This is a genomic window from Solimicrobium silvestre, from assembly GCF_002976435.1.
Taxonomy (GTDB): domain Bacteria; phylum Pseudomonadota; class Gammaproteobacteria; order Burkholderiales; family Burkholderiaceae_D; genus Solimicrobium; species Solimicrobium silvestre.
Genome location: NZ_PUGF01000017.1, coordinates 86,686 through 106,144, shown reverse-complemented (window position 1 = coordinate 106,144; position 19,459 = coordinate 86,686). Strand labels below are relative to the sequence as shown.

Here is a 19,459-nt window from a genome sequence, read left to right as displayed (position 1 = left end):
ATGCCGCCTGGACTGCGTTACTTCTCCTTGCGGCATATAGGCCGCATCGTCGGCGCGCCTTGCCAGACGACCTAAAAAGAAGGCCCTCGGCTACGTCCTAATGAAAATTCTCGGTTAAAATAGCGCTTCTGTTGATAGCACTTTCACAAAGGATAAGCCATGCCCTCATTTGACACTGTTTCTGAAGCCAGTATGGAAGAAGTAAAAAATGCAGTTACGCAATCAAACAAAGTAATCACCAATCGCTTCGACCTCAAAGGAACAAGCGCCAAGATCGAACTTAAAGAAAAAGAACGCGAAGTCATCGTATTTGGCGATTCCGACTTTCATCTTGAACAAATCATCATAGAACTGACCCAAACAATGGGAAAACGTAAAGTAGACGTGCGTTTTCTTGACATGGGCAAAATAGACAAAATTGGTGGCGACAAAGTCAAGCAAGTCATCAAAATCAAAAACGGTATTGAAAGCGACGACGCTAAAAAGATCGTTAAAGTAATCAAAGACAGCAAATTAAAAGTCCAAGCCAGCATCCAAGGCGACGCTGTTCGCGTAACAGGCGCAAAACGCGACGATCTGCAAGACGCAATGGCGATGCTTAAAAAAGAAATTAAAGATTTGCCGTTGGAATTTAATAATTTCAGGGATTAAAAACCTGGATCTCAGAAAAAATTACAATTGGCTTTGACCGTAACGGGTGTGTACATTGCCGTACTCACCCGCACGTGTTCCGACACTTCATTCAAAAATAATTGCTTCAACGCGCGCCGCAACATCATCGACAATATCCCGTGTCACTTTCTCTTTAAACTTCGCCTTGCGCAGCGCCCAATCAAGCGACTTGATTTGATGGCAATGAACAGCGCCTTGTGTATCAACTCCTAATCCCATCAAAGTAACCACTGTGCCATGCGTTCTTGCTGACGCTGCTGCACCTTGCGATATAGGGCAAATCATCGCCAAGCCACGTGCATTGAACGCCTTTTGACTGATGACCAATCCAAAATGAGCTCCCTTCATTTCTTGACCTGAAGCGGGGTCAAATTGCAAGTGAACAATATCACCTCGACTAGGAATATAAGCCGCCATTACAAAACTTCCAATCCGGCTGGTTTCATATCATCCCACCCTTCAACCATCGGAAGTTTTCCAGCAGGCATTTCAGCCAACAATGCATCAAGCTTATATCGACGCTTTGTTGGAGCATCAATCGTCATACGATGTCCTTCTAAAGAAAGCTCCACCTGCGAACCATCTTGAAGATTGTTTTGTTCAATGAATGCCTTTGGCACTGTCATGACAAGTGAACCACCTGCGCGTCTTAACGTTTGCAACATAACACCTCCATACGCTTCATAAGTTTCACCATAAGTTTTATTATAGTAGGACTTAAAATCATACACAAGTAGGACTTTCAGTTAGACCACGCCTATCCCCACCACGCCATCTACAACAGAAGGATAACGCAACCTAAACCCCAACTCCCCCTTAATCCGCAAATTACTCATCCTCCGCGACTCCCCCATAAACGACAACATCGCCGGACTAACCTGCAACACCAATTCATCCCGAGCCAATCGCGGCACGCGAGGCAAACCTACCCGATCCGCCACCAAATCAAAGTATTCCCCCATCAACAAACAACTGTCATCCACGGCGTGATAAACCCGGTTCGGGCTTCCGTAAAACAAAGCCTGCATCACCAAACGCGCCAAATCATCGGCATGAATATGATTAGTAAATACATCCTGTTCCGGCAATAACGCAGGCAAACCTTTTTTAAGCCGCTCAAGCGGCAACCGATCCGCCGCATAAATCCCCGGCACCCGCAAAATACTTAAAGCCGACCCGGTACGCCGCGCCCACAACCGCCAAACCTGTTCCGCATCCACACGCCGCACTGCCCGTAAATTATGCGGCTTCACGGTACGTGTTTCAGCTATCAACGCACCACCACAATCACCATAAACACCCGAAGTGCTGACATAAACCAAACAACAACGGCGTGATAAAAGCGCAGCCAAATGACGACTGCGCGTATCACTTACACCTTCTGACGGCGGCGGTGCCAAATAAATAATTAATGATGCCAAACCAGCTAAACGCGCCAATGTTGCGGGCTCATCTAAATTAGCGATCAAGGGAATTGCACCAGCAGCGCGCAGCTCTTCACAACGGCTCGCTTGGCTAGTAACAGCAAAGACTCTGAAATGCGCACCTAAAAGCGGTAAAATACGCATCCCAATGTCGCCACAGCCCACAATTAAGACTCGTGGCAGACCGATTTTTTTACATTTTTGATTTTTTTTCATGTGCAGGATGATATGACTTTTCAAGTAACTGTTAGCCCAAGCGGCCGCCAATTTGAGTGCGGCGCTGATGAAACTGTATTAGCGGCCGCTTTACGTGTTGGCCTGGTCTTGCCACATGGCTGTAAAAATGGCGCATGCGGTGCGTGTAAGGGACGAATTTTATCCGGACAAACCGTTCTCAACAAACATCAGGAAAAAACCTTGACGCCGGCGGAAGAACAACAGGGTTTATCACTGTTTTGCTGCGCCAAACCACAATCCGACGTAACGATCGAAGCTCGCGAAGTGGAAGCCGGTGAATTTGCTAGCAAAAAACTACCGACCCGCATCGCTAAAATAGAAAAATTATCCCACGACGTGATGCTGGTTTGCCTGCAACTGCCTGCCACCGAAAAATTTGTTTACCACGCCGGGCAGTATATCGAATTTTTGCTACGTGACGGAAAACGCCGCAGCTACAGCATGGCCAACGCCGCGCATACCAGCGACCAAATCAGTCTGCACATTCGCCACATGCCGGGCGGTTTATTTACCGACCAGGTTTTTAGCACGTTAAAAGAGCGCGATATTTTGCGTATTGAAGGACCTCAAGGTACTTTTTACCTGCGTGAAGATAGCGATAAACCGATGGTGCTATTAGCGTCCGGTACCGGTTTCGCGCCGATCAAAGCCATCATCGAATACGTGGTAGAACAAAAAATTACTCGTCCAATGACTTTGTATTGGGGTGGCCGTCGCCCTGCTGATTTATACATGCACCAACTCTGTTTGGATTGGGCAGCTAACATTCCTAATTTCAGTTATGTACCGGTCGTATCAGACGCAACACCGGAAGATAATTGGATTGGCCGCAACGGTTTTGTACACCGTGCCGTATTGGATGACTTTAGCGACTTATCCGGCGTTCAAGTGTACGCCTGTGGCGCGCCGATCGTAGTGGATTCGGCCAAACGTGATTTTGTGGCATTGGCTAAATTACCTGTTGAAGAGTTTTATGCCGACTCGTTTATTTCTGAAGCGGATTTGGCGTAACACTTAACGTTATGCGTTAAAAAATGTTTTGACGCAGTGCACAAATAAATCTACACTTTGCCCATGAAAAATTTTATCAACGTTACCTCATCAAATAGTGCTCGACGTAGCTTGCCGCTGATCGAGCCTGGTTGCACGCAACGTTAATAAACATTCAAACCGCATGCAAAGCCACAGGCTCCAACCTGTGGCTTTTTTTTCGTCTTATTTTTTAACCGTTCTTTTGATTGGAGCTTGTATGGAATTTAATTTGGCTGATACGGATGCGCTCATGTTCATTACCGCGCGACCTGAAATTGTATTTACCGAAGGTCATGGCATGTGGTTGAGTGACCATAATGGCAAAAAGTATTTAGATTTCATGCAAGGCTGGGCGGTAAATTGTTTAGGGCACTCACCGCAATGCGTAGTGGATGCGTTGACAGAACAAGCAAAAAAACTGATTAATCCGTCGCCCGCTTTTTATAATCAACCTATGCTGGAATTCGCCAATTTACTGGTTGAAAACTCCTGCTTTGATAAAGTATTTTTTGCCAATAGCGGCGCAGAAGCCAATGAAGGCGCGGTTAAATTAGCGCGCAAATGGGGCCAGCTCAACAAAAATGGCGCATTTGAAATTATTACCTTTGACCACGGCTTTCACGGCCGCACCTTAGCGATGATGTCCGCCTCGGGCAAACCCGGTTGGGACACTATTTTTGCGCCACAAGTCAGTGGTTTTGTTAAGGCCGAATTAAACGACATCGCCTCAGTTGAACAATGCATCACCGCCAACACGGTTGCCGTCATGTTAGAACCGGTACAAGGCGAAGGCGGTGTATTACCTGCCAGCCGAGAATTCATGCAAGCGTTGCGCGCGCTGACCGAAAAACATCAGATTCTATTGATCGTGGATGAAGTTCAAACCGGTATCGGGCGTTGCGGCGAACTATTCGCATATCAACTCGCCCAAATTGAGCCCGACATAATGACCTTGGCCAAAGGCATAGGCGCTGGCGTACCGTTATCAGCCCTGTTATGTCGCGCCGAAGTAGCGTGTTTTGTACCGGGTGACCAAGGCGGAACTTACTGCGGAAATCCGCTGATGACAGCGGTTGGTGCAGCCGTATTTAAGGAATTGTTACGCCCGGAATTTATGCCTTCTGTCCGCGAAAAAAGCGCCTATTTAAGCCAGCAACTGCAAGCGCTTTCGGATCGTTTTGGTTTGCAGGGAGAACGCGGTGAAGGTTTATTACGCGCCTTAAAATTAGGTACGCCGATTGGCTCCAAAATTGTGGAAGCCGCGCGTAATTTAGAGCCGGTTGGTTTACTGCTTAATTCGCCAAAGCCGGATTTGCTACGCTTTATGCCTGCTCTGAATGTCACGAATGCTGAAATTGATCAGATGATTAATTTGTTAGCTGGTTTAATTCAAGTGGAAATGATTGAAGCGACGGAATAGCTTCACGCTATTGATTTAAGGTTTTCATATTGTCAGTAGGAGTTAATACCGTTCAATTCAATTAAGCTCAACATACATTAACGTCATTCCCGCGCAGGCGTGAATCCAGTGGCACGTGAGAGCCTGCAACGGTATTAACGGCTAGATATTTCCCCCTCACTAAATCATCCAGCAGCGAATTACTTATTGAACAATTTACCGTGCCAACTCTGGGCTCCGCCTGCGCTGGAGTGGCGTCTTATTGTCATTGACATATCTGGACAGCATTAACCCCAAGATAAAATACCAATTTCTCTTAAGTTTAATTTGAATTTATTCCATACTTCCACTATTATCGAATCATTGAATTAACTGAGAGCACATCGATGGAAACCAAAAATGTTATTTCTGCATTAGCTGCCCTGGCTCAAGAATCACGCTTAGCCGTGTTTCGCGCCCTGGTACAAGCAGGCCCAGAAGGTATGGCTGCCACTAAAATCAGTGAACATGTCGGTGTTCCGCCATCGTCCTTGTCATTCCATTTAAAAGAAATGTCGTATGCAGATTTGATCACATCACGCCAGGAAGGCCGCTTCGTTATCTACAGCGCCAACTTCATCACAATGAATGGTTTGATCGGATTTCTCACCGAAAACTGCTGCGGCGGCAATCCTTGCAGCCCTGTTTGCACACCCAAAAGCACTAGCGCTAAAATTAGCGAGGTCGCAGAATGAACCTGACACGTCGATTAGTAGCGGAAGGTTTGGGAACCGCATTGTTGCTGGCGGTCGTGGTTGGTTCCGGCATTATGGCGGAACGATTATCCGGCGCTAATGTTGCCGTTGCACTGCTGGCTAATGCGCTTGCTACAGGTGCCGGTTTAGTCGCATTGATCCTGATGTTTGGCCCAATATCTGGCGCGCATTTCAACCCTGTTGTAACGCTCTCAGAAGCTTGGCAGAAAAATATACCAATGACAGAAGTCGCGCCATATATAGCGATCCAGATTATCGGCGCCTTTGCTGGTGTCGCTGCGGCGGATGGCATGTTTAACTTGCCGCTGCTCTTTGCGTCGGAACACATACGCACAGGGCCAGCACAATGGTGGAGCGAATTCGTGGCGACCTTTGGACTCATCGCTGTAATTATTGGCTGTTCGCGCAGCCGCCCTGGCGTTACTCCATTTGCCGTTGCAGCTTACATTACAGCGGCCTACTGGTTCACTTCATCAACCTCATTTGCCAATCCAGCAGTGACTTTGGCACGCGCCGCCACCAACACGTTTGCTGGTATTCGCCCGTCCGATACACCCGGATTTATTCTTGCCCAGTTGCTTGGCGCATTTGCAGCGACGTTGTTATTTGGCTGGATTTATTCGACTACACCAAAGAACTCAACAAATGGCGGAACGATCACTTCCAGTGATTTGACCAAAAAGCAGTGTTAACATTATTCGAGAAAGCTCATCATCATGACAGTCACGATTTACCATAATCCACAATGCGGCACTTCACGTAATACGCTTGAGCTAATCCGCAATACCGGCGTAGAACCGGAAATTATTGAATATCTGATTAACCCTCCGTCCAGAAGTAAATTAGTCGAACTGATAGCGGCGATGAATATCCCGGTGCGCGACCTGCTCCGGAAAAAAGGCACGCCATATGACGAATTGAATCTGGATGATCCAAACTTGACCGATGCTACCTTAATCGACTTCATGCTCGCGCATCCGATTCTGATCAACCGCCCGATCGTCGAAACGCCACTCGGAACTAAACTATGCCGCCCGTCTGAATTGGTGCTGGATATTCTGCCGCTACCGCAATTAAAAGAATTCACTAAAGAGGATGGGGAGAAAGTGATTAATACGGAGGGGCGACGTGTCTCTATGTAACCTCGATCTACCTGGCTTAGAGCACGGTTTGTTCGGCCAACAGCCCAACACTTCGCCCCCCAAGTAAAGGAATTTATTATTCAATCACAGAAAGCTGGACAGATAAACCTATCTGCCCAACTTACGAGCTATGCAATTTTTCTTGCAGCCATACCTTGATCAATGATTGATAAGGAACATCATGCGAATTTGCTGCCGCTTTGATCGAATCCAACAGGTGCTGAGGTAGTCGTAGAGAAATTGTCTTTGTGATTGGATAAATTAATTAACCTGCCCTTCCAACCTTTTGGTAAAACGGCAGTAGTTTCATCAACCGGGTCGACGTAGTAGCCATGCGTATCATGGAACTCAGATAACTCGCCGATTGTGTTCAGTGACTCCGTTTTAGCCCCATATTCTTTGGGATAAAATCGGCTTCCATCGACATTAATAAATCATCAGGTGCTTCTGGGTATTTCCCCAATATGGATTGTGATCCAATAACGATGAATTGCGTTTCGCCGAGTATTGTTCCAGATGCTCTGAGTAAGTGTTCAAGCTGTTGTCGCTTCACGCACACGCTCCACAGTTTGCTGATCGAGTAAGCCAGTGTAAGGTGCCGATTGGCGCAGGCGGTTAGCATCTTCATCCTGTCCGATCATTATTGCCATAATTTTGGCCTCGCTTCCTGATTTCATCAATTGTTCCCATTCATCGTAAGCACTAGACCAAACGCCATTTAATTTCCAGCGGGATAGGTTGGCGAGGCTTTTTTCTCGTATATCAGAGAACTCTACTTGCCGAATAATTTCTTGCGCCAAACGTAATTTAAATGCATCCAAAGACACTTGCGCATTAGGTGGTTGAGGTTGCCCCAGTCGAATCGAAATTTCACCTAACTGGATTAAACGATTAACACGTTTTCCTAGCCGGCTTTTTATTTTTCCCACAATCTGGTTTGTTTGGCTGTCGCTGCCCATTTTTCGGCAATATATTCCATAGCCAACACGGTTAATTAACCCTTCACTGGCGAGTGAAGAAAGTGCACGGGTGACTTGCCGGTATTCGCCAAAGTGTGTGAAATCAGCTCGCAAGAAAACTTGCTTCCGTGAAGCTTTGAGGCTAGCCTTAATCTGCTCTTTGATAGAAGTTTTCATGATGTTATAGTAGCAAAAACTATGCAAACATAGGACAATATATGTCCTATGTTTGCACTAACTTCTATCCAAGTCAAGAAGGAGATTAAGACGAACACATCTCATCTCAATAACTCCTGATCCAAACACGTTGAATAAGATGCTCGTCAGTAGCACAATATACCCACGAAACATTTGCTTATTTACCCAACTTAATTTAAGTTAATAGATTGCAATAAACAGCTGGCGCTCTCCACTGCGCTTTCATCTGCCTCACCCCATTTCAACAAAAACAATATGAATGCTCCAATAGATACACATCTGTCTCCAGCTATTCCGGTCGAATTTACTGAATGCTTTCAGCGTCAGCGCGCAGCCTATTTTGCTGATCCGGTGCCGAGCTATGCCAGTCGCAGAGCAGATCTGGAAAATTTGGCGCTCATGTTGAAGGAAAACAAAGACGCGCTCATCGCCGCAATTAATGCCGATTACGGTAATCGCTCTACTTTTGAGACCTTGTTCGCTGAATTCTTCGTGGTATTACAAGAGATCAAAGACAACCTGAAGCATTTAAAAAAATGGATGCGGCCGCAAAAGCGCAAGATTGATTTAATCCTTTATCCAACGTCCAGTGTTGCGGTTATTCCACAACCGCTTGGCGTAATCGGCGTGATCGTGCCGTGGAATTTCCCGCTTAATCTGTCGTTTGCGCCACTCGCGGCAATTTTCGGTGCAGGTAATCGAGCGATGTTGAAAATGTCGGAAAACTCGGCCAACCTGGCGCGTCTTTTAATCGAGATCACGCCCAAGTACTTCCCGCCAGAAAAATTACAATTCTTTGAAGATGGCGGTGGTCGTGGACCCGCTTTTTCTTCCCTGCCATTTGATCATTTATTCTTTACCGGTTCAGGCCAAACCGGTCGAGCCGTTATGGCTAGCGCTGCACGCAACCTGACGCCGGTAACGCTGGAGTTAGGTGGGAAATCACCCGCTGTGGTTGGGCCGGATTTTCCGATAGCAACGGCAGCTGACCGCATCATGTGGGTTAAAGCTTTCAACGCAGGGCAAATCTGCACCAATGTAGATTACGTTTATTTACCTGCGGGGTGTGAAGAAGTATTTGCGGCGGAAGCAAAGCGCGTCGTTACCGAGCGCTATCCAGACATCAACCATAACGATTACACCTCAATTATTGACCAACGTTCTTATGACCGTTTGCAGGCGACACTGGATGACGCCATTGCAAAAGGTGCGCGCGTAGTCAACCTGTTTGAGGATTGCAAACCAGATGCAAACCAGCGCAAATTCCCACTGACATTGGTTTTCAATGTCACGGATGAGATGGAGATTATGCAGCGCGAAATATTCGGCCCCTTGTTACCGATCAAGACGTATCAGTATGCGCAGGAAGTCGTTGATTATGTGAATGCCCATGATAGGCCGCTGGCGTTTTACCCTTTCACACATGATAAAGCGTTGCAGGATTTTTACATTACCCGCGTCATGTCAGGCGGCGTTTCGGTCAATACCGCATTGCTGCATGTTGCTCAACATGACATTCCTTTTGGCGGCGTTGGTGCTAGCGGCATGGGGCATTATCATGGCCTCGAAGGGTTCACCACCTTCTCCAAAATGCGACCAGTGTTTTATCAAGGCAGATTTTCTGCTATCAAATTAATGATGCTGCCGCCTTATGAAAAATCGGCTAACAAAGTGATTAACATGCTGATTAAATTTTTCGGTTAACTGCACAAAACGATTATCGAGATATAACATGAGCCAGATCAACCCAGCCCCAGTCAAACCTACCTCAGCCATGCGTAACTCAGTTAAGCTTAAACTTCGTGATATTTTCAGCGCAGAAGAAATCAGCCAGCTTACCGCCCGTTCCGACCTGATGGGTTGGAGCGCCGTGTTATTTACCTGGGGTGTCATTGCCTTGGTTTTTGTAGCACTGGCGGTTTGGCCGCACCCGCTTATGTGGTGTATTGCCTTTATTATTCTAGGTGGGCGACAACTGAGTCTGGCGATTATGATGCACGATGCATCGCATGGTACTTTGTTTAAAACCAAATGGCTTAACGATGTATTGGCCGATTATGTTTGTGGCAGCCCGGTCGGAGTCGATATTAAACAGTATCGTCAACATCATTTAACGCACCATATTAAAACCGGTACCGATGCGGATACCGACAAAAGTTTGTCGGCGCCCTTCCCTACAAGCCGCAGTTCATTGTTGCGTAAATTTGCCCGTGATTTATCAGGGATTTCCGGCATCAAACGTGAATTTGGTTTATTGCTGATGAATGCCGGCGTGATCCGCTGGACTGTGGCGAGTGACATTGCAAAACTGCCGCAAGAAGGGCGCACCTGGCGCGATTATGCGCAAAGCATTGCCCGCAATAGTTGGAAAAACGTGGCGTTTCACCTGTTATTAATAACACTGCTGACGGTGGCAGGTTATCCGTGGCTGTACTTGGCGTGGCTGGGCGCTTACCTGACAACGTATAGTTTGTTTATGCGCATCCGCTCGATTGCCGAACATGCCTGCACCGAAGCGAGTACTGATATGTTTTTGAACACCCGCTCAACTCGCGCTGGCCTGCTGGCACGCGCTACGGTTGCACCATTAAGGGTGAACCACCATATTGAACACCACTTAATGGCTTCCGTACCGTATTTCAAATTACCTGCGATGCATCAGATGCTACGTGAACGTGGCTATCTTGCTGCACCACCGGGTTATATGGATGTACTGAAATTGGCTAGCACGCCATCCTAATTTACTGATGCAGTGCTAGCCTGGGCTTACTCCCTCCAACGCCGTAACCGAATGGCAACGTAAATCATTGCCACACCAGCAGCAACACCAATCCAAAGCTCGGGATAAGCCAGCGTTGCCCATGATTGCGTGAAAATCCCCGACATTTCAACTCCAGAACGGTGTTGGGTGATGATCTGTGCGTTCCCTAAATCCACGAGTGAAACCCAACCACCTGGAATAACACCCAACAACAGCCTTGCAACGATGTTCTTCGCATACCAGACAATATTCCATTGGAAGTTAAACAGTCGCTCTGCCCAAACCAGCAATGCCATCGACAAACAAGGTACACCTACTGCCCACAGAAATACTTTGGAACGCGCCCAAGCCGACACCATCAACAACCACCCGATAGTCGGTAAAGCCCATAACAAATATATCGGCAGCATTCCGAGCAATTGAAACGGCGCGGCGTACAGTGCCGGTGTACTCAGTAACAGGCCGAATACGTTAATGCCCTTAAAAGCGAGTGCGGCGCAAAACATCAGCAGCACCAACAGCGAAGTTACGGTTGCCACGGCGATCGTGATCAGTGGCGCCACGCCTGCGGCCATCATCAGTTTGGAAAGTACCGTCATGCCATCCGAGACCGGCAGCGATTTCCAAAACAGGATGCTACGGTCGCGACGTTCCTCGTACAGGCTACTTAAACAATAAAAGAAAACAATAAAACTGAGCACGATGAAGAGCGGTGCAGTGACAAACATATACGCATTAGCCATCGTATTAGCCAATTGCGCTTTTTGTGCATCACTGACCTGCGCTGCCAAGGTACTCATGGAAACCTGGGTATCGTTTACTTCGCCGTAAGTGCCGCGTATGTTGTCTGCTGATACACCCAAGCTCACTATGCCAAGAATGAAGACACTCATAATGGCAGCGACAATCAACGGTGCCCAAAAGAAAGAGCCCTTGTGTTCCCAGAACTCGCGTCGAATTAACCATTTCATCGTTTTCATGCGTAGCTTCCTTTCATGGTTGCAACGAACAAATCGGCAATATTCGGGATGCGTGTTTCGCCCAACGCTGCCAGTTGCTCGTGTGCCACCCCATCAAATAACATCACGGATTTTCCAAATACGGTGCGCTGATCAATCGGCCCCAATTCCTTGGCAGCACTCAACCGTTCAGGCTCAATCATGACTTCCACGTAGCGTTGACTGACCTCATCCATGGTTGCCGACAAGATGATCTTGCCGTCACGGATAAACATCAAGTCACTCAAGATGTGCTCAACTTCTTCCACTTGGTGCGTGGTGATGATGATGGTTTTTTGTTCGTCAAAATAATCTTCCAGCAAATTTTGGTAAAACTGTTTACGGTACAGGATATCCAGCCCCAGCGTTGGCTCATCCAGCACCAACAGTTTCACGTCGATAGCCATCACCAACGCCAGATGCAATTGCACGACCATGCCTTTAGACATGGCCTTGACCTTCATCGATGGTTGCAACTTGGTATGAGCAATATAACTCTCAGCTTTCGCACGATTGAATTGGGGATGAATTCCAGCCACAAAATCGATCGCGTCAGATACCCGCAACCAACTTGGGAGGATGGCCACATCCGCGATGAAACACACTTGCTTCATCAATTCGTCACGCTGGGTGCGCGGATCCAGTCCTAATACCGACAGAGCCCCATCAAAAGGAATCAGGCCCAGCAGCGCTTTTAGCGTCGTTGTCTTACCTGAACCATTAGGGCCGATCAGTCCGACGATGCGCCCGGACGGTATGTCGAAACTGATGTTATCTACAGCAACTTGATTGCCATAGCGCTTGCTCACGCCTTTAGCAGAAATAATGGGGGTCATGCTGCACCTCCAACTTTGCTGGATTGCATTAATTGATTGAGGTCCAAGCCAAGGCGGCCGATACGTTCAAGCAGCGCGGGCCATTCTTCGCGAATGAAGCGTTCCCGTTCGCTGGCCAGCAGTTTGTCACGAGCTCCGTCAATTACATACATTCCCAGCCCCCTTCTTTTTTCAACTAAAGTTTCGTCTACCAATTCTTGGTAGGCGCGCGAGACAGTGATCGGATTGAGCTGGTATTCAGCGGCAATCTGACGCACCGACGGTAGGGCATCGCCCGATTTGATTACTCCATCCAACATCATTCCAATCACCCGCTCCTTGAGCTGGCGGTAAATTGGCGCGTTGTCATTCCAGCCGATAGTCATGTTTAAAACTCCCTGGGCTTTGTTGCAAAAAATTTCAGTGCTCAGTGTTGCCGCGCACATTTATGGTGATGTAGTTAAGTATAACAGTGGAATTAATAATGTCAACGCAATGACAAATATGTTGTATTGCTGAGTTAAGACTCTTTTTTTCCTGATTGGCAGCCGGATGAAATAACCTGATGACTCACACGCAAAACAACCCGCACACTCACTTATCCACGCAAATCATAACAAAAACAGAACTGATAGTGTCTAAATTACCTTTGCTGCTATGCGATAATACCGCTGCTTAACATTGCTTGATTTACAGATTAACTCACAGCTTGATTTACAACTTAATTCACGACTTCACACCCGTCCAACAACTCTAAATCTATTTATGACCGCCCCTAAACCGTTCTCAATGATTCGTGAATTTCACTTGGCCGACTGGTTCACTTTGTCCAACGCCTTCTGCGGTGTCGGGGCATTATTTTCTGCCATGACTTACCTGCAAACTGGCGACACCATGCACTTGTATTTTGCATGCGGCCTGATTCCATTTGCACTGTTATTCGATGTCCTAGACGGCCGCATCGCGCGCTGGCGTCAACAAAGTTCGGCGATGGGACGGGAACTGGATTCGCTGGCCGATGTGATTTCCTTCGGCGTAGCACCCGCCGTCATCGCCTACGCGTGCGGCATGCAAGGTTTATATGACCGCATCGTTTTGCTATTTTTTGTTGCGGCTGGCGTATCACGTCTGGCGCGCTATAACGTCACCGCTGAAGAGTTGTCGGATGGTGGCGACAAAGTAAAATACTTTGAAGGTACGCCCATTCCCACTTCGTTGGTGCTGGTGATCATTATGGCGCTAGCGGTTTGGCAAGGTGCACTGGGGCAGCAAATGTGGTTTGGCGTACTGTTTGTCGGCGGCTTTCAATTCCATCCACTGGTATTGTTGTATGCCATATCAGGCTCACTGATGATTAGCCGGATTCGGATTCCCAAGATTTGAGTCATGCCTGCTTAACGGGCACTATTTACGCTGAAGCAAGCATTTTTTGCTTCAGCTTTTTACTTCAACTTAATCATCCTCATCCGCTTCATCCATCCACATCAACTGTATCGCTTCGAGAATTTTTTCACCACAATGCTCGGGGACATCGTCAAAACTATCCAGTGCCAATACCCATTCACGTAATTCCATGAAGCGAATTTGCCGGGGATCGATGTCGGGATGTTTTTCAGCCAATTCGATGGCAATAGCGCGAGAATCAGTCCATTTCATGATGTTCTCCTTTTAAAATAATTTACTAGTACCTAGTATATACATTGCGCGGCACTACCACTCGGCACATTATTGTGTCACTACAGCACCGACGCCCGTTCGCAACAACAGTCTGAACTTTGCACGCTCAGTGCCAGTCAGCTAACGCCAACGTTATACTTGTTAATTGAACTGTGGTAATGTTGCAAATCGTAAATTTCAGTCAACAAAATACAAACAAACCATGTTGAACGGTGGGCATGTTAAGGATGGTGGAATCAATCTCCACACAGATATAAGCCTCCCAATTATTCAAACGAGAATCAAATGATAAAAGATCTGACCCAAGGCTCAATTCGACGCCACTTAATCACCATGTCGATCCCGATCGGCATCGGCATGTTCGTGCAAACCCTGTATTTCATGGTCGACCTGTATTTCGTCGGACGCTTGGGCGATGCGGCATTAGCGGGCGTGAGTGCAGCGGGCACCATTATGTACATCGTCATGGCCTTAACGCAAATGCTGGGTGTTGGCACGGTGGCGCTCATGGCGCGAGCCATCGGTGCGCACGACAAGGTTGATTCCAATCTGATTTTTAATCAAAGCTTACTGATGTCCGGGCTATGTGCCGTCGTGATTCTATTCACTGGTTTGGTGCTAACGCCTTACTATTTCCACGCCTTAGGTGCTGACCCGCAAACGACGGAAATGGGTGTGAGCTATTTGCGCTGGTATGCGCCTGGTCTTGCGCTGCAATTTATATTGAATGCGATTGGTTCAGCCTTACGTGCCGGCGGTATTGTTAAGCCGGGGATGTTAGTGCAGATTGTGACCGTGTTAATCAACATCGTGCTGGCTCCGGTATTAATCGCTGGTTGGGGCACGGGGTATCCGCTCGGTGTAATGGGCGCTGGTCTGGCGAGCTCCATTGCGATCGCAATTGGTGTTGTCATGCTGTTCGTTTATTTCGTCAAACAAGAACGCTTTGTGCGTTTTCAGCGCAACCAGATGCACCCACAATGGGGAGTGTGGCGACGTATTTTGAATATTGGTTTCCCGGCAGGAGCCGAATTCGCCTGCTTTTTCGTGTTTATGGCGGTCATTTACAGCATCATCAGTCATTTCGGCCCTGCGGCAATGGCCGGTTTTGGGGTGGGTTCGCGTTTGATGCAAGCCATCTTTTTACCGGGCATGGCCATCGCCTTTGCAGTCCCTGCTATTGCCGGACAAAACATGGGAGCAAAAGCTATGGGGCGGGTGAAGGAAACGATGCGTCAGGCAATATATTTAGAGGTTGGCGTTATGGTGTTTTTGACGCTGGTTTGTAAATTCCAACCAAGCTGGTTGGTCGGCACCTTTGCCAGGGATCCGCAATCAGCCTTGGTGGCGGCGGAATTTTTGCATATTATTTCCTGGAATTTTGTAGCGACAGGACTGATCTTTGTTTGTTCCGGTTTCTTCCAGGCTCTCGGCAATACCTGGCCTTCGCTGCTGAGTACTGGTACGCGCCTGTTTTTGTTTGCCGTACCGGCTTACTGGCTGTCTCTGCGACCTGAATTTACGTTGCATCAGTTGTGGTATTTATCGGTGGCGACGGTGGCCTGTCAGGCAGTGATGAGTTTGTGTTTATTACGTTGGCAATGGAAGAAGTCAATGGCTGGGGTAGCCTCAGGCTCAGCAGCCGCTGCTGCTGAAAGCGGAAATTCGGTGGGATTGAATTTAAGTGCTGATTAGCAGGATATAAAATGCGTATCCGTAGCTCATTGTGCTGCGCGTAGGCGTTGTCGATATTGCGTTGGTGTTTCGCCCATAAGTTGACGAAACTTTTGGGCGAAACTACTCGCACTGGAAAAGCCCCAGGTGTAGGCCAGTTCGGCAATACTGGCGTCGCCCATGACCAACCCTTCCGTTGCGCGGACGATACGTGCGCGTTGCACGAATTCAATCCAGCTCATACCCAGCTCATCTAAAAATCGTCGAGATAAAGTGCGCTCAGACACAATTGCCACACGAGCCACCTCAGAGAAAGCAGTTTCTTCTTTCAATGTCTCCAAGGTAAATGCAATGGCCCGCTCTAAATCTGACGAGCGGGCACGTGGAAACCACAAGTTTTCAGTCTCAGCTGATGCAGTGCCAACCACATGCGCCAAAGCCTGAAAGAATGACTGAGAAGCCGGATCAAGCGCTGCTTTATCGACATCCCACTGCGTCGCATAATTAATCATTTGATGCAGCAGCGTGCTGACCCGAAAAACCTGACAGTCCAATGCTGGCATCGAAGCCAAGGTTGAGGTTGGAGTCAAATCACTGGCAAATAACACCGACGATGACACCGCAGGTGCAGTACTCCAAATCCGCACCGGCGCATTGGCTTGTATGAGAGCTGCCCGATACGGCGGTAATAACCAGGTTCGATCTGCGCTATCGACATGAAACGCACCAACTGAAGCAAACAACAAATACGGTTGCGCAAAACTACGCACACCGGTATCAAACGGCTGATCGAATACTTTGTGGAACGCAAATGAAATGTCGGACATAGTGTCTACAGAAGATCGGGAGCAATCAGTTTAAACTACTTTTTTACACAGGCATTGGCAGGCGACGGTGATGCGCCAATTTGCCGAAACAGCGTTGCAGTATCAAACAAAGCCCAATGCTCGGCAATTTTATTGTCAAGCAAGCGAAACGTGCGGTATTGCACAACATCGATCAGATTACCACTCGGTGCCGCATCACGAAAATTACCGGTATGGCGAGCAGTAACCCGAACCCGGATCACCACATAATCATCCTGCGCGGTTAATTGTTCAATGACATGCTGCGCATCGCTAAAGGCCGCAGAAAATGCGCCGACCATTGCCGCATGCCCGCTGGCGTCCCGCGGCGTATATGCGTGATCGATATAGTCAGTTGTTACGAAATTAGGTACTGCGGCTGCGTCCTGGCGATTCCAGACATCTTGCATAAATTTGGTGACGAGTGCTGTGTTGGCGTCAAGCTGGGATGGTTGTGACATGGTATACATATGGTTCTTTCCGAAGTGAATGAGATTAAATACGGAAAGAAGTTTACGATCAGATTGCGCGTCACTCTATTCGGTTTCTGCCAATCGCTACACGTTTTTCGCCAACTCAATGGCCACCAAACCGTACACGACCAGATTGCTAACGCCACATCTATTCCGATGCAGCGTTAGCGACGCAATCACATCGGCAGCATTTGCAAGACGATACCGGAAGGCATCGCTGTGGTATGAAACACACGTTGCGTAGCTTTCTGGAAGTCTTCCGGTTTAGCGTGTGGAATATCGACAAAAGTTTGCGGATTAAGGTCGACCAACGGGAACCACGAACTCTGTACCTGCACCATGATGCGATGCCCACGTCGGAAAGTATGATTAATATCTGACATGCTATAACTCACTACCTCTACCTTGCCCGGAGTGAAAGGTTCAGGCTTTTCAAAGCTATTGCGGAATTTCCCACGTAACGGATCTCCACGTACCAGTTGCTGGTAGCCTGCCATGCTGACAGATGGCGGCGCCACGTCTTTACCGCTTCCTTTCGCACTGTCCGTGTTGGGGTACTCCGAAGGATAGACGTCGATCAACTTCACCACCCAATCCGCATCGGTGCCGGTGGTAGAGACGAATAGTTTCGGCGACACGGGCCCAACCAGCGTCACATCTTGTTCCAGCGGTTCGCTACGATAGACCAGCACATCGGGCCGGCTCGCGGCAAAGCGCTGATCAGAGACCATGTATTCTTTCGGTACGCCGGTCGCGACATAAGCAATATATGGCACTGGTTTTTTTGGGTCACTCACGTATTCATCGAAAGCGGAACCGGAATCCGCACTTGGCGCTTGCCAGCTCAACGTGCCATTAGCCCCGAAATAAAGCGTGCGTGCCTGAGCTTGTTGCGGCGGCCATGCCGCGTAATTACGCCAGATATTGGTGCCAGTCTCAAAGGCATAGACCTCAGAGGTATTTTTATTGGTAATGCCTTTTAAATACTGCTCAAAAAACGGAAATAAAATATTTTTGCGAAAATACAAGGAAGTTTTTGCATCAAATTTAACGTTGCCCAAACTCGCGCCGTCAAGCCGCCCCCAAGCTCCATGCGACCACGGACCCATTACCAATCCATTATAAATACCGATGTTATTACGTTTGATCGCCTTGTAGGTGCTCAAAGGCCCTTGCAAATCTTCCGCATCAAACCAACCACCCACGGTCAATACCGCTGCATGAATATTTTTCAGGTGTGGAGCGATATTCCGTATTTTCCAGAAATCATCGTAAGTAGCATGTTCAATGGTTGGTTGTAACAACGCGCGCTGATTCTGAGTCAAGGTAGCAAGCGCATCCTGCATCGTAAAATGCGACAGGAAAAACTCATAGCCATCGCTAGTGCCATAATTAAAAGCTGTCCTAGACTTAGGCAACGGAGTCGGATTTTTTTGTTCAGTAAAGGTAGAGTAAAAATCAAAATTGGCGGCCAACATAAATGCGCCGCCGTGATATGAATCATCGTTCATATACAGATCGGTAACCGGTGCCTGTGGCGACGCAGCCTTGATCGCCGGATGTGAATTAATGATGCTAGCCGAGGTATAAAAACCAGGGTAGGAAGTACCTAATATCCCGACCTTGCCGTTGTTGTTAGGAACATGTTTGAGCAGCCACTCGACTGTGTCGTACATGTCTTCACTCTCGTTACCTTCGCCCTTTTCGCGCTTCGGGTTAACGTGCGGTGTCATTTCTTGCCACTTACCTTCCGACATATAACGACCACGCACATCCTGGTTCACAAATATATAACCACTCGCTTCAAATTCCGGAGATGGCCCAATCGCACTCGGGAAGTAATCAACACCGTAATTCAATTCACCTTGCGCGTTGACTCCTGCACTATAAGGTGTCCGTTTGAGTAGAAACGGGTAGCTTTTGGACGCATCTTTGGGAACATAGACGGCTGTGAACAAATGTACACCATCACGCATAGGAATCTGGAATTCGTATTTAGTGTAGTGCTCGCGTAGATTGACGGTAGGTGAATCGGAGATTTCCGCCAAACCGGAATCGGCCAGATTATTATCACTGGCGTTAGCGAAACCGGCTATGAGCGAAATTGAAAGCGCAAGAAGAGCAAGGGGCCTATTGAGCGTATGCATGGTTTTCCATTTAAGGGGCAATCTAAGTAGTTTGCCACACAAACATTCCGAAACGCAACGCCGGATAAAGACAGTGATGTATTTCTATTGCAACCGCACGATGATGTTGTTGGTTTTGAGAAATGCAACCGCAGCGATCTACTTAATGTAACCAGTCGAATTGGCATATTATTTATTTTTTAGACGCAACAATGTAGATACATTGTTTAAACATAATTCTTGACGTATTTTTATAATCGCCTACAATGCAA

23 protein-coding genes are annotated in these 19,459 nt (G+C 47.7%); 10 read left to right on the top strand and 13 right to left on the bottom strand.

Features of this window, described 5'->3' with window-relative positions:
- The first annotated feature begins 159 nt into the window (after positions 1-159).
- The gene (locus tag S2091_RS16790) at positions 160-651 is read left to right on the top strand and encodes a YajQ family cyclic di-GMP-binding protein (RefSeq protein ID WP_105533107.1); all 492 of its coding nucleotides are present in this window, start codon (positions 160-162) and stop codon (positions 649-651) included.
- Between the two features lie 87 nt (positions 652-738).
- Here S2091_RS16790 and S2091_RS16785 read toward each other — a convergent pair whose 3' ends face one another.
- The 3 genes from S2091_RS16785 to S2091_RS16775 all read right to left on the bottom strand — a co-directional run bounded on the left by S2091_RS16785 (position 739) and on the right by S2091_RS16775 (position 2,312).
- The gene (locus S2091_RS16785; protein WP_105533106.1) at positions 739-1,089 is read right to left on the bottom strand and encodes a type II toxin-antitoxin system PemK/MazF family toxin; all 351 of its coding nucleotides are present in this window, start codon (positions 1,087-1,089) and stop codon (positions 739-741) included.
- Positions 1,089-1,337: an AbrB/MazE/SpoVT family DNA-binding domain-containing protein gene (locus S2091_RS16780; protein ID WP_105533105.1), complete on the bottom strand. Its 249-nt coding sequence runs from the start codon at positions 1,335-1,337 to the stop codon at positions 1,089-1,091. Before S2091_RS16780 ends, S2091_RS16785 begins: the two co-directional genes overlap by 1 nt.
- Before the next feature lie 81 nt (positions 1,338-1,418).
- Positions 1,419-2,312 (bottom strand): Rossmann-fold NAD(P)-binding domain-containing protein, encoded by an 894-nt coding sequence (locus tag S2091_RS16775; RefSeq protein WP_105533104.1) that lies wholly within the window; start codon positions 2,310-2,312, stop codon positions 1,419-1,421.
- 12 nt (positions 2,313-2,324) lie between these two features.
- Here S2091_RS16775 and S2091_RS16770 point away from each other — a divergent pair, with 12 nt between their 5' ends.
- The 5 genes from S2091_RS16770 to arsC all read left to right on the top strand — a co-directional run bounded on the left by S2091_RS16770 (position 2,325) and on the right by arsC (position 6,661).
- Complete coding sequence (locus S2091_RS16770; RefSeq protein ID WP_105533103.1) at positions 2,325-3,344, top strand: CDP-6-deoxy-delta-3,4-glucoseen reductase; 1,020 nt, start codon at positions 2,325-2,327, stop codon at positions 3,342-3,344.
- 238 nt (positions 3,345-3,582) lie between these two features.
- Complete coding sequence (locus S2091_RS16765) at positions 3,583-4,785, top strand: acetylornithine transaminase (RefSeq protein WP_105533102.1); 1,203 nt, start codon at positions 3,583-3,585, stop codon at positions 4,783-4,785.
- Positions 4,786-5,150: 365 nt separating this feature from the next.
- Positions 5,151-5,498, top strand: coding sequence for an ArsR/SmtB family transcription factor (locus S2091_RS16760; protein ID WP_105533101.1), 348 nt, complete (start codon positions 5,151-5,153; stop codon positions 5,496-5,498).
- On the top strand, positions 5,495-6,211 hold the full coding sequence (locus S2091_RS16755; RefSeq protein WP_105533100.1) for an aquaporin: 717 nt from the start codon (positions 5,495-5,497) through the stop codon (positions 6,209-6,211). The genes S2091_RS16760 and S2091_RS16755 overlap by 4 nt, the downstream gene beginning before the upstream one ends.
- Before the next feature lie 21 nt (positions 6,212-6,232).
- Entirely contained in the window at positions 6,233-6,661 is a 429-nt protein-coding gene (arsC, locus tag S2091_RS16750; RefSeq protein WP_207769736.1) for an arsenate reductase (glutaredoxin), read from the top strand.
- A gap of 121 nt (positions 6,662-6,782) precedes the next feature.
- On the opposite strand, the gene S2091_RS16745 is transcribed toward arsC, so the two are convergent.
- From S2091_RS16745 to S2091_RS16740, 3 genes are all read right to left on the bottom strand, one after another.
- Positions 6,783-6,875, bottom strand: a complete 93-nt coding sequence (locus S2091_RS16745; protein WP_243405464.1) for a CopG family antitoxin — start codon at positions 6,873-6,875, stop codon at positions 6,783-6,785.
- 156 nt (positions 6,876-7,031) lie between these two features.
- Entirely contained in the window at positions 7,032-7,214 is a 183-nt protein-coding gene (locus S2091_RS23875) for a hypothetical protein (protein WP_133166932.1), read from the bottom strand.
- Complete coding sequence (locus tag S2091_RS16740) at positions 7,195-7,797, bottom strand: hypothetical protein (RefSeq protein ID WP_105533097.1); 603 nt, start codon at positions 7,795-7,797, stop codon at positions 7,195-7,197. Before S2091_RS16740 ends, S2091_RS23875 begins: the two co-directional genes overlap by 20 nt.
- Before the next feature lie 276 nt (positions 7,798-8,073).
- Between S2091_RS16740 and S2091_RS16735 the strand changes: the two genes are divergently transcribed.
- Together S2091_RS16735 and S2091_RS16730 are read left to right on the top strand one after the other, a co-directional pair.
- Complete coding sequence (locus tag S2091_RS16735; protein ID WP_105533096.1) at positions 8,074-9,522, top strand: coniferyl aldehyde dehydrogenase; 1,449 nt, start codon at positions 8,074-8,076, stop codon at positions 9,520-9,522.
- Between the two features lie 28 nt (positions 9,523-9,550).
- Entirely contained in the window at positions 9,551-10,558 is a 1,008-nt protein-coding gene (locus S2091_RS16730) for a fatty acid desaturase family protein (protein ID WP_243405463.1), read from the top strand.
- A gap of 26 nt (positions 10,559-10,584) precedes the next feature.
- On the opposite strand, the gene S2091_RS16725 is transcribed toward S2091_RS16730, so the two are convergent.
- From S2091_RS16725 to S2091_RS16715, 3 genes are read right to left on the bottom strand one after another with little or no spacing between them, the layout of a single operon-like run.
- Positions 10,585-11,559 carry a hypothetical protein gene (locus S2091_RS16725; RefSeq protein WP_105533095.1) on the bottom strand — a complete coding sequence of 325 codons (975 nt, stop codon included), beginning with the start codon at positions 11,557-11,559 and terminating at the stop codon, positions 10,585-10,587.
- Positions 11,556-12,413, bottom strand: a complete 858-nt coding sequence (locus S2091_RS16720; RefSeq protein WP_105533094.1) for an ABC transporter ATP-binding protein — start codon at positions 12,411-12,413, stop codon at positions 11,556-11,558. The genes S2091_RS16725 and S2091_RS16720 overlap by 4 nt, the downstream gene beginning before the upstream one ends.
- The gene (locus S2091_RS16715) at positions 12,410-12,778 is read right to left on the bottom strand and encodes a GntR family transcriptional regulator (RefSeq protein ID WP_105533093.1); all 369 of its coding nucleotides are present in this window, start codon (positions 12,776-12,778) and stop codon (positions 12,410-12,412) included. Before S2091_RS16715 ends, S2091_RS16720 begins: the two co-directional genes overlap by 4 nt.
- 379 nt (positions 12,779-13,157) lie before the next feature.
- On the opposite strand from S2091_RS16715, the gene pssA reads away from it, so the two are divergent.
- Positions 13,158-13,775: a CDP-diacylglycerol--serine O-phosphatidyltransferase gene (pssA, locus tag S2091_RS16710; RefSeq protein WP_105533092.1), complete on the top strand. Its 618-nt coding sequence runs from the start codon at positions 13,158-13,160 to the stop codon at positions 13,773-13,775.
- A gap of 69 nt (positions 13,776-13,844) precedes the next feature.
- Here the strand turns inward: pssA and iscX are convergent, their stop codons facing one another.
- Positions 13,845-14,048 carry a Fe-S cluster assembly protein IscX gene (gene iscX, locus S2091_RS16705; protein WP_105533091.1) on the bottom strand — a complete coding sequence of 68 codons (204 nt, stop codon included), beginning with the start codon at positions 14,046-14,048 and terminating at the stop codon, positions 13,845-13,847.
- 306 nt (positions 14,049-14,354) lie between these two features.
- Here iscX and S2091_RS16700 point away from each other — a divergent pair, with 306 nt between their 5' ends.
- Positions 14,355-15,764 (top strand): MATE family efflux transporter, encoded by a 1,410-nt coding sequence (locus tag S2091_RS16700; RefSeq protein WP_207769732.1) that lies wholly within the window; start codon positions 14,355-14,357, stop codon positions 15,762-15,764.
- 26 nt (positions 15,765-15,790) lie between these two features.
- Here the strand turns inward: S2091_RS16700 and S2091_RS16695 are convergent, their stop codons facing one another.
- The 3 genes from S2091_RS16695 to S2091_RS16685 all read right to left on the bottom strand — a co-directional run bounded on the left by S2091_RS16695 (position 15,791) and on the right by S2091_RS16685 (position 19,208).
- Complete coding sequence (locus tag S2091_RS16695; RefSeq protein ID WP_105533090.1) at positions 15,791-16,570, bottom strand: AraC family transcriptional regulator; 780 nt, start codon at positions 16,568-16,570, stop codon at positions 15,791-15,793.
- Between the two features lie 35 nt (positions 16,571-16,605).
- The gene (locus S2091_RS16690) at positions 16,606-17,058 is read right to left on the bottom strand and encodes an ester cyclase (RefSeq protein ID WP_105533089.1); all 453 of its coding nucleotides are present in this window, start codon (positions 17,056-17,058) and stop codon (positions 16,606-16,608) included.
- A 179-nt stretch (positions 17,059-17,237) separates the two neighbouring features.
- The gene (locus S2091_RS16685) at positions 17,238-19,208 is read right to left on the bottom strand and encodes a CocE/NonD family hydrolase (protein WP_105533088.1); all 1,971 of its coding nucleotides are present in this window, start codon (positions 19,206-19,208) and stop codon (positions 17,238-17,240) included.
- Positions 19,209-19,459 lie beyond the last annotated feature (251 nt).